Annotated in this window: 16 protein-coding genes; 9 read left to right on the top strand and 7 right to left on the bottom strand. The window is 62.6% G+C overall.

All coding sequences use genetic code 11. The features are described 5' to 3' along the window. Nucleotides 1–9: 9 nt before the first annotated feature. From AC1RTQ_RS16245 to AC1RTQ_RS16230, 4 genes are read right to left on the bottom strand one after another with little or no spacing between them, the layout of a single operon-like run. Nucleotides 10–1,818, bottom strand: a complete 1,809-nt coding sequence (locus AC1RTQ_RS16245; RefSeq protein ID WP_492877232.1) for a flotillin family protein — start codon at nucleotides 1,816–1,818, stop codon at nucleotides 10–12. A gap of 53 nt (nucleotides 1,819–1,871) precedes the next feature. Next, on the bottom strand, nucleotides 1,872–2,498 hold the full coding sequence (locus AC1RTQ_RS16240) for a YqiJ family protein (protein WP_409817405.1): 627 nt from the start codon (nucleotides 2,496–2,498) through the stop codon (nucleotides 1,872–1,874). Then, on the bottom strand, nucleotides 2,495–3,163 hold the full coding sequence (locus tag AC1RTQ_RS16235; protein WP_302092501.1) for a PspA/IM30 family protein: 669 nt from the start codon (nucleotides 3,161–3,163) through the stop codon (nucleotides 2,495–2,497). The genes AC1RTQ_RS16240 and AC1RTQ_RS16235 overlap by 4 nt, the downstream gene beginning before the upstream one ends. A gap of 1 nt (nucleotide 3,164) precedes the next feature. Continuing rightward, on the bottom strand, nucleotides 3,165–3,671 hold the full coding sequence (locus AC1RTQ_RS16230) for a hypothetical protein (RefSeq protein WP_302092500.1): 507 nt from the start codon (nucleotides 3,669–3,671) through the stop codon (nucleotides 3,165–3,167). A gap of 407 nt (nucleotides 3,672–4,078) precedes the next feature. Here AC1RTQ_RS16230 and AC1RTQ_RS16225 point away from each other — a divergent pair, with 407 nt between their 5' ends. The 4 genes from AC1RTQ_RS16225 to pyk all read left to right on the top strand — a co-directional run bounded on the left by AC1RTQ_RS16225 (nucleotide 4,079) and on the right by pyk (nucleotide 8,901). Further along, nucleotides 4,079–4,915 (top strand): TSUP family transporter, encoded by an 837-nt coding sequence (locus AC1RTQ_RS16225; protein WP_492877229.1) that lies wholly within the window; start codon nucleotides 4,079–4,081, stop codon nucleotides 4,913–4,915. Between the two features lie 27 nt (nucleotides 4,916–4,942). Beyond that, nucleotides 4,943–6,352, top strand: a complete 1,410-nt coding sequence (locus AC1RTQ_RS16220; RefSeq protein WP_492877227.1) for an aminopeptidase P N-terminal domain-containing protein — start codon at nucleotides 4,943–4,945, stop codon at nucleotides 6,350–6,352. Nucleotides 6,353–6,374: 22 nt separating this feature from the next. Then, complete coding sequence (locus tag AC1RTQ_RS16215) at nucleotides 6,375–7,154, top strand: abortive infection protein (protein WP_302092497.1); 780 nt, start codon at nucleotides 6,375–6,377, stop codon at nucleotides 7,152–7,154. Nucleotides 7,155–7,464: 310 nt separating this feature from the next. Then, nucleotides 7,465–8,901 carry a pyruvate kinase gene (pyk, locus tag AC1RTQ_RS16210; RefSeq protein WP_302092496.1) on the top strand — a complete coding sequence of 479 codons (1,437 nt, stop codon included), beginning with the start codon at nucleotides 7,465–7,467 and terminating at the stop codon, nucleotides 8,899–8,901. Between the two features lie 154 nt (nucleotides 8,902–9,055). Here pyk and AC1RTQ_RS16205 read toward each other — a convergent pair whose 3' ends face one another. Genes AC1RTQ_RS16205 through AC1RTQ_RS16195 form a run of 3 tightly spaced genes read right to left on the bottom strand, consistent with a single transcriptional unit; the run spans nucleotide 9,056 to nucleotide 11,051 of the window. Then, nucleotides 9,056–9,631: a phosphatase PAP2 family protein gene (locus tag AC1RTQ_RS16205; RefSeq protein ID WP_492877224.1), complete on the bottom strand. Its 576-nt coding sequence runs from the start codon at nucleotides 9,629–9,631 to the stop codon at nucleotides 9,056–9,058. A gap of 26 nt (nucleotides 9,632–9,657) precedes the next feature. Next, complete coding sequence (locus AC1RTQ_RS16200; RefSeq protein WP_492877222.1) at nucleotides 9,658–10,413, bottom strand: phosphatase PAP2 family protein; 756 nt, start codon at nucleotides 10,411–10,413, stop codon at nucleotides 9,658–9,660. Nucleotides 10,414–10,460: 47 nt separating this feature from the next. After that, the gene (locus tag AC1RTQ_RS16195; protein ID WP_492877220.1) at nucleotides 10,461–11,051 is read right to left on the bottom strand and encodes a phosphatase PAP2 family protein; all 591 of its coding nucleotides are present in this window, start codon (nucleotides 11,049–11,051) and stop codon (nucleotides 10,461–10,463) included. 155 nt (nucleotides 11,052–11,206) lie between these two features. On the opposite strand from AC1RTQ_RS16195, the gene AC1RTQ_RS16190 reads away from it, so the two are divergent. From AC1RTQ_RS16190 to AC1RTQ_RS16170, 5 genes are all read left to right on the top strand, one after another. Beyond that, entirely contained in the window at nucleotides 11,207–11,902 is a 696-nt protein-coding gene (locus AC1RTQ_RS16190) for a response regulator transcription factor (RefSeq protein WP_492877218.1), read from the top strand. Beyond that, nucleotides 11,899–13,257, top strand: a complete 1,359-nt coding sequence (locus tag AC1RTQ_RS16185) for a histidine kinase dimerization/phospho-acceptor domain-containing protein (protein WP_492877216.1) — start codon at nucleotides 11,899–11,901, stop codon at nucleotides 13,255–13,257. Before AC1RTQ_RS16190 ends, AC1RTQ_RS16185 begins: the two co-directional genes overlap by 4 nt. Before the next feature lie 129 nt (nucleotides 13,258–13,386). Then, a complete protein-coding gene (gene fba, locus AC1RTQ_RS16180; RefSeq protein ID WP_304351719.1) occupies nucleotides 13,387–14,451 on the top strand; it encodes a class II fructose-bisphosphate aldolase in 1,065 nt (354 codons plus the stop codon). 213 nt (nucleotides 14,452–14,664) lie between these two features. Continuing rightward, the gene (locus AC1RTQ_RS16175) at nucleotides 14,665–16,341 is read left to right on the top strand and encodes a long-chain-fatty-acid--CoA ligase (protein ID WP_492877213.1); all 1,677 of its coding nucleotides are present in this window, start codon (nucleotides 14,665–14,667) and stop codon (nucleotides 16,339–16,341) included. Nucleotides 16,342–16,600: 259 nt separating this feature from the next. Further along, a complete protein-coding gene (locus AC1RTQ_RS16170; protein ID WP_302092488.1) occupies nucleotides 16,601–17,134 on the top strand; it encodes a cupin domain-containing protein in 534 nt (177 codons plus the stop codon). The last annotated feature ends 3 nt before the right edge of the window (nucleotides 17,135–17,137 follow it).

The raw sequence follows: 17,137 nt of genomic DNA, 5'->3' as shown, positions 1-17,137 counted from the left end.
GCCGGGTTCTCAGATCTGCCTCATGGGCAGCACGGTTCGGGAGGGCATGGCTGTGGCTTCGGTGGGTGCAAGGGCGCTGCCCGCCAAAGCCGGTGCTGTCTGCGCCAGTGCGCTGCTGTCCGGCGTCGAGAGCATGCCGGCCAGGCTGTGAGCCATGCCAGTGATGCCTTCGTTGGACAGGCCTGCGTCCTTCATTACTGCATCCACGATCGGTTTTGCGATCTGGTATTGCAGCGCCGAGTTCATGACCTGCTCAGGAAACGTGCCCTGAGACGCGCTGGCATGGGATTGGCCGGAGCCTCCGGTGCCGGGCATGCCGCCCACCTGCACGATGCGGATGGAATCGATCTTCTCCATCGGGCGTACGGCCTCGGCGAGGATCTGGGGCAACTGATGCAGCAGCTGGGTTCGCACTTGCAGATCGACCTGGGCTGCCGACAAGGTGTTGAGGGCCTCGTTGATCGCACGTTTGCCTTCCGCTTCGGCCAAAGCGGCAGCTTGGCGTGCCCGGGCTTCGATGGTCAGAGCCTCGGCACGGTCCATGGCCGCCTCTTTTTCGGCGGCTGCTGAAACCTTGACGGAAATTGCGTTCTGTTCGGCCTCTTTGGAGGCCTCGATCAGCTGAATGTCTTTTTCGCGTTCGGCGACGGCCACCTGGCGGGCGGTGTTGACGGCTTCCTCGGCCTTGACCGCGTCGGCTCGGGCCAGGTTGGCTGCGGCATCGGCATCGGATTGTTCGCGTGATTTGGTCGAGATGGCAATTTGCGTGTCCTGGCGTGCGATCTCGACTTGCTTGCGCTGCTCGGCACGTTTGGTTTCTGTGTGACGTTCCAGCTCGATTTCACGGGTCTGGATGACCAGGTTTTTCTCGATTTCGGCAGCCCGGATTTCGCGTTCAGCCTCGATGCGCTGCTGACTGACCTGGCGCTCTGCCTCGATGCGTTGCTGGCTGACCAGTCGTTCGGCATCGATCTTGGCGCCTTCGGCATCGCGATTGCGTTCGGCTTGCTGCGTGGCGATCAGGGCAGATTGTTCTGCTCGCGTGTTTTCGATCTCGCGCTGTTGGGAAAGCGTGGCAAATTCCTGATCTTTCTCGATCGTGAGCTTCTGGCGCGTGGCATCAAGATTCTTGGTGCGCACCTGCACTTCTGTGTCCTGCTCGACGTCGTTGCGCTGCTTGCGGCGCGCCTCGGTTTGCTCCGTCAGGCGTGTAAGACCTTCTGCGTCGAAAGCGTTGTTGGGATTGAAGAACTGCTTGTCGGTTTGATCCAGGCTTGTCAGGGATACCGATTCCAGTTCCAGGCCGTTCTTCTCCAGGTCTTCGGCCACTGCGTTCTGCACGGCTTGCACGAAGTCCCTGCGCATGTCCTGCAGTTCCTGAATGGTCATGGTGGCGGCAGTAGCGCGAAGCGAGTCGACAAATTTGTCTTCGACCAGGGCCTTGAGCTCGTCGGGGCTCATGGTGCGTGTGCCCAGCGTTTGCGCTGCAATGCTCACCGCCTCTTCGGTCTGCTTGACCCGTACAAAGAAAGCTGCGGTCACGTCCACACGCATGCGGTCCTTGGTGATCAGGCTTTCCCGCTCACGACGCTGTACTTCGAGCTTGAGCGTGTTCATGTTGACCAGCACGCGCTCATGGAATACGGGCAGCACGATGGCGCCGCCATCCATGATGACTTTCTGCCCGCCCAGGCCTGTGCGCACGAAGGCTATTTCTTTGGTCGAACGCTTGTACAGCCGAGAGAAGATGATGCCGATGGCCAGCAGCGCCACTAAGACAACGGCAGTCAGGATGCCCAGGTCTATCAGGTTGTTCATTTGCTAACTCTCCCGAGATGGTTGTGAATATTTTTGCTTGCTTGTCGAAAGGTTCACAGAATCGATGGATGCGGGTTGACGATGCAGCGATAGATGGCACCGATCTTGCGCACCACCAGGATTTGCACACCTTCTTCAAATACATCACTGTCGATATCTGGCTCTACCATCAGATAGTGCGTTCGACCATGGGCATCCAGCACGCGCGCCTGAGCGGCCATGCCACGCCTAGCTCTACCGCCGGAGACCACTCCGGTACGGCCCACCAGCGATCGCTCGCTGATGATGCTGGTTTCGTCCTGCGGAATGATGTGAGCGACCAGTGCACCTAGGCCACGTACCGTGGCCAGCCCCGATGGCACTGCCAGCAAGCTTGCTGCCCAGGTGGGCAGATAGGAGCCCATGAGTCCATGGGCCACCATCTGCAGGCCATAGCCGAACAGTGCATAGCCAGCCAGGAACAGGATCAGCAGCACCAGAGACGGAACGCGGCCCAGATGCAGCCAGCCAAGCATCTGGTCGAGCCCGCCATCTCCGTGAATTTCTGGCAGCACGTTATCGATCAGGTTGCTGGGGCTCATGGCAATCAGCATGCCCAGGCCTTCGATCAGCGCGATTGCCACGATGAGGGCAAAGGCGACCCCGAAGGGCAGGGTTTCAGGGGCAGTGAACAGATTCACGATGAGCGGGTGCGCAGTTGTGCCAGGCGTTCGTTGATCTGGTTCGTTCGCACCAGCTCCTCAAGTTCACGCAATTGGTTGGCTTGCTCCAGCGCAGAGCCTGTCGCAGCGGGAGTCAAACCGGTATGACGTTGGTAGAGGCGGTTGAAAGAGCCGGTTGCTGACTCCAGCCTCTGCTGTGTGGGCACGGCCGGCGTTGCCTTGGTGCCGGAGGTCGTTGCGGCGCGGCTGCGTATGAACTCCTCGATGGCCTCGCTCATTTCGCGCTTTTTGGCCAGCAAGGCGGCGGCATAGCCTTTGAGCTCTTCCTCCTTGTAGGCATGCTCGGCCAATGTCGTCTCCAGTACCGGGATCTGCGCTTCGATGTCCAGTTGGCGCGCGATGGCCGCGCGAGCCAGGTCATCGCGATCCAGGGACAGCGCCTGCTGCACCTGGTCCACCAGTTGAGCGTGGTGTCCGTTGAGTTTGGAGTGCTGCTGCTGGGCCAGATGGCGGTTGGCGCTGACGATTCCCAACTCGTGGCGAACGTCGGCGATGATGGTGTCCACCTCACGCACGGTCTGCTCCATCGTCGCCTGCGGCGCCTGGTTTTCCAGATGATCAACCAGTGCATGGGCGCTGCCCGCGATGATGCGGCCAACACGGGTCTTCAGAGAATCAACCATCTCACGCTCCTTTAAGGGGGTTGGGAATATTGTTGGCCAGCTCGATGGTGGTGCCCATATGCCGACGCACGACTGCCGGGTCATAGGCCTGAGCCTGCTCGGTGGTGGCCTGGCGCAGCAGGCTGGAGCTCAGGCCGAAGAGGCGACGCACCAACAGCTCTTCAAGCTCTGCAGCCTCGGTTTCGGTAGCAGGGGTGTGGCTCACGATCATGGCCAGGCTGGCGGTGACGTGATCGAGCAGCAGATTGAGAACTTCCGAGGTCTTGCCTGTCTTGTCTTCAAGGCTTACCAGCGCATCGCGCAGTGGCGCGGCAATATCGCGCGCCCAGCTGTGGGCTGTGGGATAGTCCATTGCTCCGTCGTGCTGGCGTTTGATTCGGCTCAGCAAAACCCGCAATTTGTCGCTATTGGTCGTGGCCCCCTCGACCGGCAGTTGCGCGAGCCATAGATAGAGGTCGCTTGGGATGCGGGCCGATAGCGGTTCCATGGTGGTTGGCGGTGCTGGCATGAGACGTTTCCCGATGTGTTGAATTGATTGTATTCAAACGAATTCAAACGTCAACATTGTGATTGGGAGAGGGCTGGAATGGGCCGCTGCGCAGGGAGTCGATGAGCGCAGAGCTGGCGCCATGGCGCTTTGCAGTGCACCGCAGGGAGCGGGTGCTGCACGAGGCGGTCTGCTTTGTTGGAGGAGCCGGCTCATGGCTGCAATCTGCCCCCAAACAGACCCTCAGACCCTCAGACCGGGCGGCATTCGTTGTCCCGGATCTGTGCACTCTGCCATGTCGCCACTTGATTCGCTGTACTTGCCATCACAAGTTCATCGCCAGCGTCTGCTAAGCTCCTGCGCTCTTCAGACAGGCACTCCCGGATGCATCTGTGCGCATTCTCCTGGGGCCGTCATCGGGTGAGTGCATGCAAATCGTTTTCTTCATGGCTTTGGTGGGGCTGGCCGCGTTCTGCCAGAACCTCACGGGCTTCGCGTTCGGGCTGATCTTTGTGGGCGTGGCAGGCGCCACGGGCCTGATGAATATTGCCGATGCGGCCAATGTGGCCTGTCTGCTGTCCATCATCAACGGCGTCAGCTATATGCGCGCCTACCGCTTCGAGCCGGACTGGGCCATGCTCAAGCCCATGCTCATCAGCAGCGTGCTGGGCGTGGTCGGCGGGGTGCTGCTGCTGCACTGGCTCAGCGGCAATACGCTCAATGGCCTGCGCATGCTGCTGGGCCTGGTGATCGTGCTGTGCGCCATGTTGCTGCTGATGCAGAAGAAGGCGCTGGAGCGGCCCTCGGGGCCCGTCTCCCTGTGGGTGGCCGGCGTGTCCTCGGGGCTGCTCGGTGGCTTGTTTGCCACGCCCGGCCCGCCCATGGTCTATCACCTCTACCGCCAGCCGCTGGATCGCCTGCTGGTGCGCCACTGCCTGTTTGCCATGTTTGTCTCCTGCTCCTTGCTGCGCGCTGCCATGGTGGCGGTGGAGGGGCAGCTGAACTGGGCGGTCATGGGCTGGACGGCGCTGGCCTTTCCTGTCGTCACGGGCGTGACCTGGTGGAGTGCCAGACATCCGCCCGCCTGGCCCAGAAGGCTGGTGGAATGGCTGGTCTGCGGCCTGCTGATCCTGTCGGGTGCAAGCCTGCTCTGGTCGGGTTGGCGCGCGAGCCAGCCCGAAGCCCTGGTGCCCGGTGACGCGATGGCGCTGCTGACGGTCCCGCTTTGGGCGGGCACGCAGACGGGGCTGTGTCGAAATAGCTGACATTCGCAGATGTAAGCTGATGTGCAGATGCCCGGCCAGCATTACGATATGCCCATGACTTCTGTATATGCCCAACGCCGCGCACGCTTGGCCGCCCAGTTGGGCGACGGCGGTGTCGCCATCATCCCCACGGCTCCCGAACTGCATCGCAACCGCGATACCGAGTATCTGTATCGCCACGACAGCTACTTCTACTACCTCACGGGCTTTAGCGAGCCCAATGCCTGTCTGGTGCTGACCGGCGACGGCAAGAGCGTGCTGCTCTGCCAGTCCAAGGATCTGGAGCGCGAGGTCTGGACCGGCTATCGCCTGGGGCCCGAGGCGGCCAAGGCCAGGCTGGGCATGGATCAGGCCTTCTCCAGCGACGAGATCGATGCCCGCCTGCCGCGCCTGCTGGAAAACCGCGAGCGTGTCTGGTTTCCCTTCGCCACCCACAAGGGTCTGGCCGAACAGGTCGAAGGCTGGCTCAGCCAGGTGCGCGCCCGCTCGCGCTTTGGCGTGATCTGCCCCACGCAGCAGGGCGATGCCTGTGCGCTGCTGGACGAGATGCGTCTGCTCAAGGACGAGCATGAGCAGGACATCATGCGCCGCGCCGCGCAGATCAGTGCCCAGGCCCATGTGCGTGCCATGCAGCGCTCGGCCCGCATGATCCGCAATGGCGAGGAGGTGCGCGAATACCACCTGGACGCCGAGCTGCTGCACGAGTTCCGCCAGCACGGCTCGCAATACGTGGCCTACGGCTCCATCGTGGCTGCCGGCGCCAACGCCTGCGTGCTGCACTATCAGGCCGACAAGGCGCCGGTGCGTGCGGGCGAGCTGGTGCTCATCGACGCAGGCTGCGAACTGGACGGCTATGCCAGCGACATCACGCGCACCTTTCCGGCCGACGGCAAGTTCAGCGGAGCGCAGCGTGCGCTGTACGAGCTGGTGCTGGCCAGCCAGGAAGCGGCGATTGCCGTCACCAGGGCCGGCAAGCGCTTCAACGACCCGCATGACGCCACTGTTGCCGTGCTGGCCCAGGGCATGCTGGACCTGGGACTGCTGGACCGTACCAAGTACGGCACGGCCGAGGATGTGATCGAGTCGCGTGCCTACTTCCAGTTCTACATGCACCGCACCGGCCACTGGCTGGGCATGGATGTGCATGACTGCGGCAGCTATGTGGAGCCCAGCGAGCTGGGCGTGGTCAGCGAGCGCAAGGACCCGATCTCGGGCGAAACCATTGCCAATCGCCCCAGCCGCATCCTGCGCCCCGGCATGGTCATGACGATAGAGCCGGGCATCTATGTGCGTCCTGCGCCTGGCGTGCCCGAGCAGTTCCACAACATCGGTATCCGCATCGAGGACGATGCCATCGTCACCGAGACTGGCTGCGAGCTCATCACGCGCGGCGTGCCCGTCAAGGCCGACGAGATCGAAGCGTTGATGCGTGACTGAGAGGCTTGAACCAGAGCTCGGCATGCCGCAGACCTTCAACCACCTGTCCCATGGCGCTGCGGCCAGGCCTTTGCCAGCCGCGCGCATGGGCTTGCTGCTGTGGTTGCTGGGTCTGCCTGGTGTGGTGGCGCTGGCCTGGACGGTGCCGCCGGCCTGGCTGAGCTTTCTGAGCGGAGGCGGTCCGGAGATCGTGGGCACCTGGGTGGTGACGGCGGGGCTGAGTGCCCTGCTGGCACTGAGCGTGGGGTTCGGGATCCGGCTGGGCCCGAAGCTGGGCCTGAGCGCGCCCTTGATTCATGCCCTGGCCGAGGGGCGCGTGCCCTGGCGCGGCATTCGTGTGCTGAGCCTGCCCGGCCTGGCGGGTGGCGTGATCGGCGCGGCCTGGCTGGTGACGCTGGCCGTGGTCTGGCCTGAGAGCATGCCTTTTGTGGACCCGGTCTACGGCCTGCCGCTATGGCCCAAGCTGTTCTACGGCGCGATCACCGAAGAGCTGCTGCTGAGGCTGGGCATGCTCACGGGCGTGATGTGGCTGATGTGGACGCTCTTTGGCAGTCGCAGGCAGCGCCCGGACTGGCGGCTGGGCTGGGCGGCCATCGCACTGGCCGCCCTGTTGTCCGGCTGCATTCCGGTGTTTCTGAACTGGACCGTGGTCGGCGATCTGTCGGCGCCTGTCGTGCTGCAGCTGCTGGTGTGTGAAAGCGTCTATGGCCTGCTGGCAGGCATCATGTTCTGGCGCTATGGACTCGAGGCCGCCATGCTCACGCATGTGGTGACCTATCTGCTCTCGCACGGCCTGATCTGAGGCCCGGACATTTGAACCTGCCGGGCAAAACTGTTTCGACGCGCTCATTGATGCGCTGCACAAGGCTTGTCGGTTCCAGCGCGAGTTTCCCTCTTGTGCTTCTTAATTAATAGCTGCAAGCGATTTATATATAAGCATTTCAAGCATTATTTACCTTGATATCAATGATGGGTAAGCGCAAGCAGCTACTATTTTTTCTGTTCTGGGGCGTGCTTGCCTGGTGCCGCATCGCTGTGCAAGATGCAGTCATGTAACCGCATTCGTGCCAGAATTGAAACCCGATTACATTCCATCGCGAGAGAGACATTTCATGCAAGTGAGTCGTGCTACCAAGATCGTCGCCACACTGGGCCCTGCTTCCAGCGATCCGCAACTGCTTGAACAAATGGTGCGCGAAGGCGTGAACGTCGTGCGCCTGAACTTCAGCCATGGCAAGGCGCAGGACCATATCGACCGTGCCACCATGGTGCGCGAAGCCGCCCAGCGTGCAGGCCGCGAAGTGGCCATCATGGCCGACCTGCAGGGGCCCAAGATCCGTGTCGGCAAGTTTGCCGAGGGCAAGGTCATGCTCGAGCCCGGCGAGCGCTTTGTGCTCGACGCATCGCGCACCGAACCCGGCGACATCAACGGCGTGGGCCTTGATTACAAGGAGCTGCCCCGCGATGTGAAGGCCGGCGACGTGCTGCTGCTCAACGACGGCCTGATCGTGCTGACCGTGGACGCCGTGCGCGGCGAAGAGGTGCACACCATCGTCAAGCTGGGTGGCGAGCTGTCCAACAACAAGGGCATCAACAAGCAAGGTGGCGGCCTGACGGCTCCCGCACTGACCGCCAAGGACATGGAAGACATCAAGACCGCGATGTCCTTCCAGGCCGACTACGTGGCCGTGAGCTTCCCCAAGAACGCCACCGATATGGAAATGGCACGCCAGCTGTGCAATGTGGCCGCTGCCCAGTACGGTCACAAGCCCAGCCTGATCGCCAAGATCGAGCGCGCCGAGGCCATTCCGCGTCTGGAAGAGATTCTCAAGGTCTCCGACGGCATCATGGTCGCCCGTGGCGATCTGGCCGTGGAAGTGGGCAATGCCGCCGTGCCCGCGCTGCAAAAGAAGATGATCCGCATGGCGCGCGACATGGACAAGGTGGTGATCACCGCGACCCAGATGATGGAGTCCATGATCACCAACCCCGTGCCCACCCGTGCCGAAGTGAGCGACGTGGCCAATGCCGTGCTGGACGGCACCGATGCCGTGATGCTGAGCGCCGAAACCGCTGCCGGCAAATATCCGCTGGAGACGGTGCGTGAAATGGCCGCCATCTGCGCCGCTGCGGAAGCGGCCGAAGACCGCGTCAAGGATGCCGATTTCAGCAACAGCCAGTTCAAGCGTACCGATCAGGCCATCGCCATCGGGGCGCTGTTCACCGCGCATCACCTGGGTGCCAAGGCCATCGTGGCGCTGACGGACTCCGGCTCGACTGCGCTGTGGATGAGCCGTCATCGCATCCATATCCCCATCTACGCCCTGACGCCCAAGCTGGCCACGCAGCGCAAGATGGCGCTGTATCGCAACGTGCGTCCTTTGCTGATGGATACCAGCGCCGAGCGTGACATGGCGCTGGACCAGGCCAAGGGCCATTTGCTGGCCCGCGGCATCGTGCAGTCCGGCGATGTCTACGCCATCACCTGCGGCGAGCCCATGGGCCAGCCCGGTGGTACCAATATGCTCAAGATCTGCAGGGTGGAATAAGCCCCCTGAGCGGCTATGCCGCTTCCCCCCGAGGGGGACGGCATCTTCGCTGCGAGGCGGCTCTTGCTCGATGTCTCTGACTTGACGCATGCCTCAAAAAAAGCTGCCAGCGCTATGGTCAAAGCGCTGGCAGCTTTTGTTTTTGTAGCGTGCCTCAGGTGACCTGGGGTTGCAGGCGGCGCTTGAGCTGTTTGCGACGCCGGGCTTGCTGGATCTGCAGGGCGCTGCGCCAGACCAGCACGGCGCTGGCGGCACCAATCAGCATGCCGGCCAGAACGTCCGACGGGAAATGCACGCCCAGCACCACGCGGCTCAACGCCACGCTGGTGGCGAGAAACCATGCGACAACAACCAGCCAGCGCTGGTGTCTGCCCACGCCCAGATTGATGCCCTGAGCCAGGGCAAAGGCGCCGGCGGCGTGCATGCTGGGAAAGCTGGCGCTGGCACCATGTGCTATCCACTGCATGCCCATGCCCAGTTGCGCAGGTCTGGGCATGGGCAGGCCCCAGCGAATCAGACGGCAGGCCAGCCAGGCACATGCCATGGACAGCAAGGCCAGTTGCAGGCTGCGCCGCCAGCCCTTGCCAAGCGCCAGCATGGCAGCAATCACCGGCAGGGCGCACAGGCCGGGCAACCAGTTGGAGGCAAAGCGCGAGGCCTGAATCCACCACAGCGGGCTCTGGGTGTTGGCATTCAGAAAGTGAAATACAGGGGCATCGAAAAGCAGCATGAATGACCTTTGCATGTGCGCAGCGTTCAGTCCCGGGCCAGCAGCTCGTCGGGAGACATGGCGGCATCCGCTGGTGCCTGGCGCGCCAGGCGGCGGGTGGTCAGCAGGTCGTAAAACCAGCTGGTCGTCCAGCAAAGCCAGGCGGTCCACAGGGTGTGGCTCATGAAGTGGGCGCCGCGCATCTGCTGCGCCAGACCCAGGGTAAAACCGGCCACCAGGGCCGTGGCCAGCCACAGGCGCGCGGCACGCGGCAGGTCGTGGCGCAGCGCAAAGTAGCCGTTGATGAAGGCAAAACCTGCCGATGCGTGGCCGGCTGGAAAGCAGTGACCGCCGCCACCGTCTGTCACTCCCCAGGCCCAGTGAGAGACATAGTGGCCCACGCCGCCAAAGTCGCTGAGATCCCAAGGACAACTGGTGACACTGATGCGTTTTATCAGGGTCATAACGACGAGTGCGATCAATGAGCCCACCACCAACTGTATCCGGCGTGGATAAGGCACTTTGCGCAGCCAGCCGACGGGCCACCAGATCGCCAGGCTCAGCCCCATCACGATGATCCAGGCCAGCTTGCGCGCGCCTTCATGGGCAATGTTGACCATGAACCAGTCGTTTTGCAGGGCAAAGCCCTGGCTGTTGCCAAACCAGTACGCCATGGGCATGTCCAGGGCGCTCATGTCCCAGGCCAGCACGCAGGCCAGGGCGATGACAGTCCAGCCCAGAAGGGCTGGAGAGGAGGCTGCGCGAAGAGGAGAGTAAGGGGTCGAGGGGGCGGACGACTTCATGCCCGCCACGATAGAAAGCGCTTCTTAACAAGCGCTTAAGAACGTGCTCAACCCTGGGCCGCCCAGGCGCTGCGCAGGCGTTTGAGATGCGGCATGAGGCGCAGATGACGGCGGCGGCGCAGCTGGAAGGCGATATGCCAGACGATGAGAGCGCCGCTGATGCCTACCAGCGCGCCGGCCATCAGATCGGAGGCAAAGTGCACTCCCAGATGGACACGGCTCCAGGCGATGCCGATGGCGGCTATCCAGGCCAGCCAGACCAGCGGCTTGCGGTGGCGGGTTGCACCCAGGCTGAGGGCCATGGCCAGGGCAAAGGCTCCGCTGGCATGCAGACTGGGAAAGCCGGCGCGTCCGCCATGCTGAATCCAAAGCGTGCCGAGATTGAGCTGGAACGGACGCGGAGCCGGGAAGCCCCAGCGTATGAGTCTGGCGATCAGCCAGGCCGTGGCCATGGACAGCAGCAGCATCAGCATGGTGCGGCGTGTTGCCGGTGAGCCGAACACCAGGGCCAGCAGAACCAGAACGCCGCTGAGATTGGGCAACCAGGCCGAGAGCGCACGTGCCAGCTGGATGCTGAACCAGTGCGTTTGGGCATCGGCATTGAACAGCGCAAACAGAAACGGATCGAAGAAGAACATGAAGGCGCTGCGGCAGATTGCGGCAATAAAAGGTGACCGATGTTAAAGCGAAATGCTCGCTTGCGGATGTCAAGCCCATGCGCAAGCAGGGGAGGTGGGCATCGGCGTTGACCGGCCAGTTGAGCGGATTGCGGATTGCCGCGCACAATGCGTGCATGCGAATTCTGGTGGTCGAAGACAACGAAGGCATTGCAGCAGGGCTGCGAGCCAATCTCATGCAGCGCGGCTATGCGGTGGACGTGTGCGCCAGCGTGGCCGAGGCCTGGCATGCCCTGAGCGCCGAGCGCTTCGATGCCGTGTTGCTGGACCTGGGACTGCCCGACGCTGATGGCAGCGAGGTGGTGCGCCGCCTGCGCCAGCAGAGCGGTCGGCCCGGCGTGCCGCAGCTACCGGATCCGGCCACGCCGGTGCTGATCCTCACGGCACGCGATCAGGTGCAGGACCGGGTCGCGGGGCTCAATATGGGCGCCGATGACTATCTGGTCAAACCTTTTGACATGGACGAGCTGGAGGCCCGCTTGCGCGCCATGATGCGCCGCGCGGCCGGTCAGGCATCGCCGGTGATCCGCCATGCGGATCTGGAGGTGGACCCGGCTGCCCGCACCATCAGGCAGGCGGGACAGAAGGTGGAGGTTTCACCGCGCGAATTTGCCGTGCTCTGGGCCTTGCTGCTGGCGCGCGGGCGGGTGCTCTCACGCCCGCAAATCGAGGAGCATCTCTACAGCTGGGGCGATACGGTGGAGAGCAATGCCGTGGAGGTCTATGTCCACCATCTGCGCAAGAAGCTGGGCCAGAAGATCATCGTGACCATGCGCGGCGTGGGCTACTTCATGCCACAGGAGCAGGAATGAGCGAGCTGCCGCAGACGGGCAAACGCCGCAGCTCGCTGCAGCTGAATCTGCTGGCCTGGATGCTGGGCGCGCTGGCGCTGGTCTGGGGCAGCTTCGTCATCTGGGGCTACCAGACCGGAGTCCACGAGGCCGACGAGCTGACCGACGGGCATTTGGCCGGAGTGGCCGCACTGACCTTGAACTGGCATGTGCAGGACGATGTGCCTGTGCGGGATTCGACACCGGTGCAGCGTCCGCCCGGGCTGCGTGCCCATGATTATCAGGAGTCGCTGAGCGTGGTGCTCTGGAATGCGCAGGGCCTGCTGATCTCGCGCACCGGTCAAGCCCCCTTGCCTGACTTCGACATCGAACAGGGCTTTGCCACGATTGGCGCGGATGAACACCAGGCCTGGCGCAGCTATACCCAGTGGAGTCAAGACAGAAAAGCCAAGGTCGCGGTGATGATTGACCTGGCCGAGCGCGACAGTCTGGCCGACGACATTGCCATGCAGATGATAGAGCCGGGCTTCTGGCTGCTTCCCGTGATCGTGGTTGCGCTGGGCGTGGCCATGCGCCGCGGCATGCGCCCGCTCAATCAGCTCACGCACCGCGTGGAGGCGCTGGATCTGAGTCGTGACCAGCGCCTGTCCGACGCCCATGTGCCGCGCGAGCTCTCGCCTATGGTCAGCTCCATCAACACCTTGCTCGACCGTCAGCAGGAGGCCTTGGAGCGCGAGCGCAATCTGGCCAATGAAGTGGCCCATGAGCTGCGCACGCCGCTGGCCTCCATCGTTTTGCAGGCCCAGGCACTGAAGTCGGGGGGGCAGACCGATACGGCTGTCATGCAAGCCGCGTTGCAGCGCATCGGTCAGGACGCCCTGCATGCCGGCCATGTGCTCGATCAGTTGCTGACCCTGGCCAGAGCCGGACGCGGCATGCTGGATGCGCCTTTGCAGACCGTGAACTGGGCTGATGTGGTGCGCGATGTGGCGGCGGCACAGGCTCAGCATGCCTGGCAGCGCGGGGACATGATCTCCGTGGACGCCCCGCAGGAGCTGCCTGTGCGCGGCAATGCGCTGCTGCTCGATTCGGCCCTGCGCAATCTGGTGGAAAACGCCGTGCGTCACACGCCGGGCGGCACCCAGATCGAGGTGCAGGCCGGTCTTGATTCGAGCCTGGGGCTGGCGTGGGTGCAGGTCTGCGATGACGGCAGGCGCGACGCGGCGCCGGTGCATGTGCCGCCCGTGGACAGTCTGCATCTGGGCCATGAAATCGTCAGCCGCGTCATGCAGGCCCATGGCGGGCGCTTCATCGTGGCCGAGGCACCGCAAGGCTTCACCACCTGCTATCGCATGGAAATACCGCTAGCCGGTTAAAATATCCGGTTACTAAGCGGTTACGAAGCGTGGCCGCTGGTCTTTCCCCGGGCCACAGCTGTCGTGCGGCGCACTGCAGTGATTCATCGCCGGGGGCGTTGCCTCTCAAAACTTTGAACGGAACCCACCATGCCTTTGATCTCGATGCGCGAAATGCTGGACCATGCTGCTGAAAACGGCTATGGCATCCCCGCCTTCAACGTGAACAACCTGGAGCAGGTCCAGGCCGTGATGTCGGCGGCTGACGAAGTCGGCGCGCCCGTGATCCTGCAGGCCAGCGCCGGTGCCCGCAAATACGCCGGTGAGCCCTTCATCAAGCACCTGATCCAGGCGGCTGCCGAGATGTATCCCCACATCCCCCTGGTGATGCACCAGGACCATGGCACCACGCCTGAAGTCTGCCAGGGCGCGCTGAACCTGGGCTTCGGCTCGGTGATGATGGACGGCTCTCTGATGAGCGACGGCAAGACGCCTTCGTCCTTCGACTACAACGTGGACGTGACCCAGAAGGTGGTGGCCATGGCCCACCAGATCGGCGCCACCGTGGAAGGCGAACTGGGCTGCCTGGGCAACCTCGAAACCGGCGAAGCCGGCGAAGAAGACGGCATCGGCGCCGAAGGCAAGCTGGACCACAGCCAGATGCTGACCGACCCCGAGGAAGCTGCCGTGTTCGTCAAGGCCACCCAGCTGGACGCACTGGCGATCGCCATCGGCACCAGCCACGGTGCCTACAAGTTCAGCCGCAAGCCCACAGGAGACATCCTGGCGATCTCCCGCGTCAAGGAAATCCACGCCCGCATCCCCAACACGCACCTGGTGATGCATGGCTCCTCTTCCGTGCCTCAGGAACTGCTGGCCATCATCAACCAGTACGGCGGCAAGATGAAGGAAACCTACGGCGTGCCCGTGGAAGAGATCCAGGAAGCCATCAAGTACGGCGTGCGCAAGATCAATATCGACACCGACATCCGTCTGGCGATGACCGGCGCGGTGCGCAAGTTCCTGGCCGAGAACCCCGAAAAGTTCGATGCCCGCGAATGGCTCAAGCCTGCCCGCGAAGCGGCCAAGCAAGTCTGCAAGGCCCGCTACATCGAGTTCGGCTGCGAAGGCCAGGGCGGCAAGATCAAGGGCTACAGCCTGGAGCAAATGGCCAAGAAGTACGCCGCCGGCGATCTGGCCCAGCTGGTCAAGTAAACTCAAGTTTGATAGCTGTCAGTGCTTTGCCCGTAAGCGCTGACAGCTGAAAAACCTCATAGCCCGCAGAGTGCTCTCTGCGGGCTTTTTTTGTGCCCGCTGACCTCTGTTACCAAGGCGGCCGGGTTTGTTTCCTAGGGTTACTACAGTATCGAACGATCGTGCTTTTTATCACAATGGCCGGATCAGACGATAAGACAGGGAGACAGAGCAATGAGTAAGCGTCCTTGGCTGAATGCCTATCCAGAGGGAGTTCCTGCGGACATTGACGCGTCCCAGTATCCATCGCTGGTGGCCTTGATGGAGGAGGCGTTTGCCAAGCATGCCGACAAGGTGGCCTATTCCTTCATGGGCAAGGAACTGAGCTTCGCCGAGGTCGATGCGAAGAGCAAGCTCTTTGCCGCCTATCTGCAAAGCCTGGGACTGCAGCGAGGCGACCGCGTGGCGCTGATGATGCCCAATATTCCTCAGTACCCGGTGGCCGTGGCCGGGGTGCTGCGTGCCGGCTATGTGCTGGTCAACGTCAACCCGCTCTACACGGCGCGCGAGCTCGAGCATCAGCTCAAGGACTCGGGTGCCAAGGCCATCGTCATCATCGAGAACTTCGCCAAGACCCTGCAGGACGGCATGCATGGCAGCGCCGTGCAGCACATCGTGCTTTGCGCCATGGGCGACGAGCTGGGACTTTTGAAGGGCATGCTGGTCAATTACGTGGTGCGCTCCGTCAAGAAGCTGGTGCCGCCCTTCAGCCTGCCCGGTGCCGTGCGCTTCAAGGACGCACTGGCCAAGGGGCGTGGCGCCAGCCTGAACGCACCGGTGCTCAAGGCCGACGACATGGCGGTGTTGCAATACACGGGCGGCACCACGGGCGTGAGCAAGGGGGCCGTGCTGCAGCACAGGAACATCATCGCCAACGTGCTGCAGTCCGAAGCCTGGAACGAGCCCGCCATGAAGAAGGTGCCGGCAGGTGAGCAGCCCACCAGCATCTGCGCGCTGCCGCTCTATCACATCTTCGCGTTCACGGTGAACATGATGCTGGCCATGCGCACCGGCGGCAAAACCGTGCTTATCCCCAATCCGCGCGATCTCAAGGCCACACTCAAGGAGCTGTCCAGGCACCGTTTCCACAGCTTTCCGGCCGTGAACACCTTGTTCAACGGACTGGCCAACCACCCCGATTTCGACACCGTGGACTGGAGTCACCTCAAGGTCTCGGTGGGTGGCGGCATGGCCGTGCAGAGTGCCGTGGCCGAGCTGTGGCTCAAGAAGACCGGCTGTCCCATCTGCGAGGGTTACGGCCTCTCGGAGACCAGCCCCTCGGTGACCTGCAATCCGGTCACGGTCACGGCTTACTCGGGCACCATCGGCGTGCCCCTGCCCAGCACCTATGTGAAGCTGGTCGGCAGCGACGGCCACGACGTGAACGAGCCGGGTCTGCCCGGCGAAGTCGCCGTGCTGGGCCCCCAGGTCATGGCCGGCTATTGGCAGCGCCCCGACGAAACCGCCAAGTCCATGACGGCCGACGGCTACTTCCTGACCGGCGACATCGGCACCATTGACGAGCGCGGTTTTGTGAAGATCGTGGACCGCAAGAAAGACATGGTCATCGTCAGCGGCTTCAATGTCTACCCCAACGAGGTCGAGGACGTGGTCTCCAACTGCCCCGGCGTGCTGGAGTGCGCGGTAGTCGGCGTGCCCGACGAAAAGTCCGGTGAGGCCATCAAGCTCGTCGTCGTCAAGAAAGACCCGGCGCTGACGGAACAGGCCATCCGCGACTACTGCCACGCCAATCTGACAGGCTACAAGCGTCCGCGCCACATCGTCTTTCGCACCGATCTGCCCAAGACTCCTGTGGGCAAGATCCTGCGCAGGGAGCTGCGCGACGCCTGAGAGTTTTCATCTTGTCCTTCAAGGCGAGTTCACAGGAGCGCTTGGCGCTCCTTTTTTTTGCGCCTTTTTTAGCGCGCTGCCTGTGCGAATCGGGGCGAAACGTCATGCCCAAACTGGTCTCCACCGCGCCGACAAGGAAATGTGCTTGTTGATATCGGGCAAGTCTTCTTATAATTGTTTCGCCAAATGAACCTAGTTTTATTAGTAAAACAAAAAGCAGATCGCTTTTTGTGTTCACCAACGGTTTCAGGAGAGACATATGAGCGAGATCGCACAAGACAACGGCGCCCGTACTTGGGATCGCCCCGAGGGCTCCAGCTTTGAAGACTGGATGAGCACACGCATTGCGCGCTTTGCCACGCGCAAGTACGACTTCGATGCCCTGAAGTTCCAGGCCGACTTTGACCCCAAATACCGCCGCGGCCAGATGCGTTACATCGGCACGGGCGGCACGGGCGTGGCCTCCGACAGCAACACCATTCCGTCGGAAAACTTCACCTTCTCCACCATGGTGATTCCTGCTGGCCATGAAGGCCCTTCGCATCTGCACACCGATGTGGAAGAAGTGTTCTTCGTGATGCGCGGCAAGCTCAAGCTGGTGCTGGAAAAGGACGGCGAGCGTTTCGAGACCATCCTGACCGATCGCGATGTGGTTTCGGTGCCGCCCGGCGTGTACCGCGAAGAGATCAATGTCGGTGATGAAGATGCGCTGATGTGCGTGATGCTGGGCGCCAAAAAGCCCGTCACCCCGACTTATCCGCCCGAGCATCCTCTGGCCAAGATCAAGCGCTGAGCT

It is taken from the genome of Comamonas sp. GW821-FHT11H03, from assembly GCF_058807955.1.
Note: the sequence above shows the minus strand (reverse complement) of the source record. Positions and strands in the feature narration are given on the sequence as shown.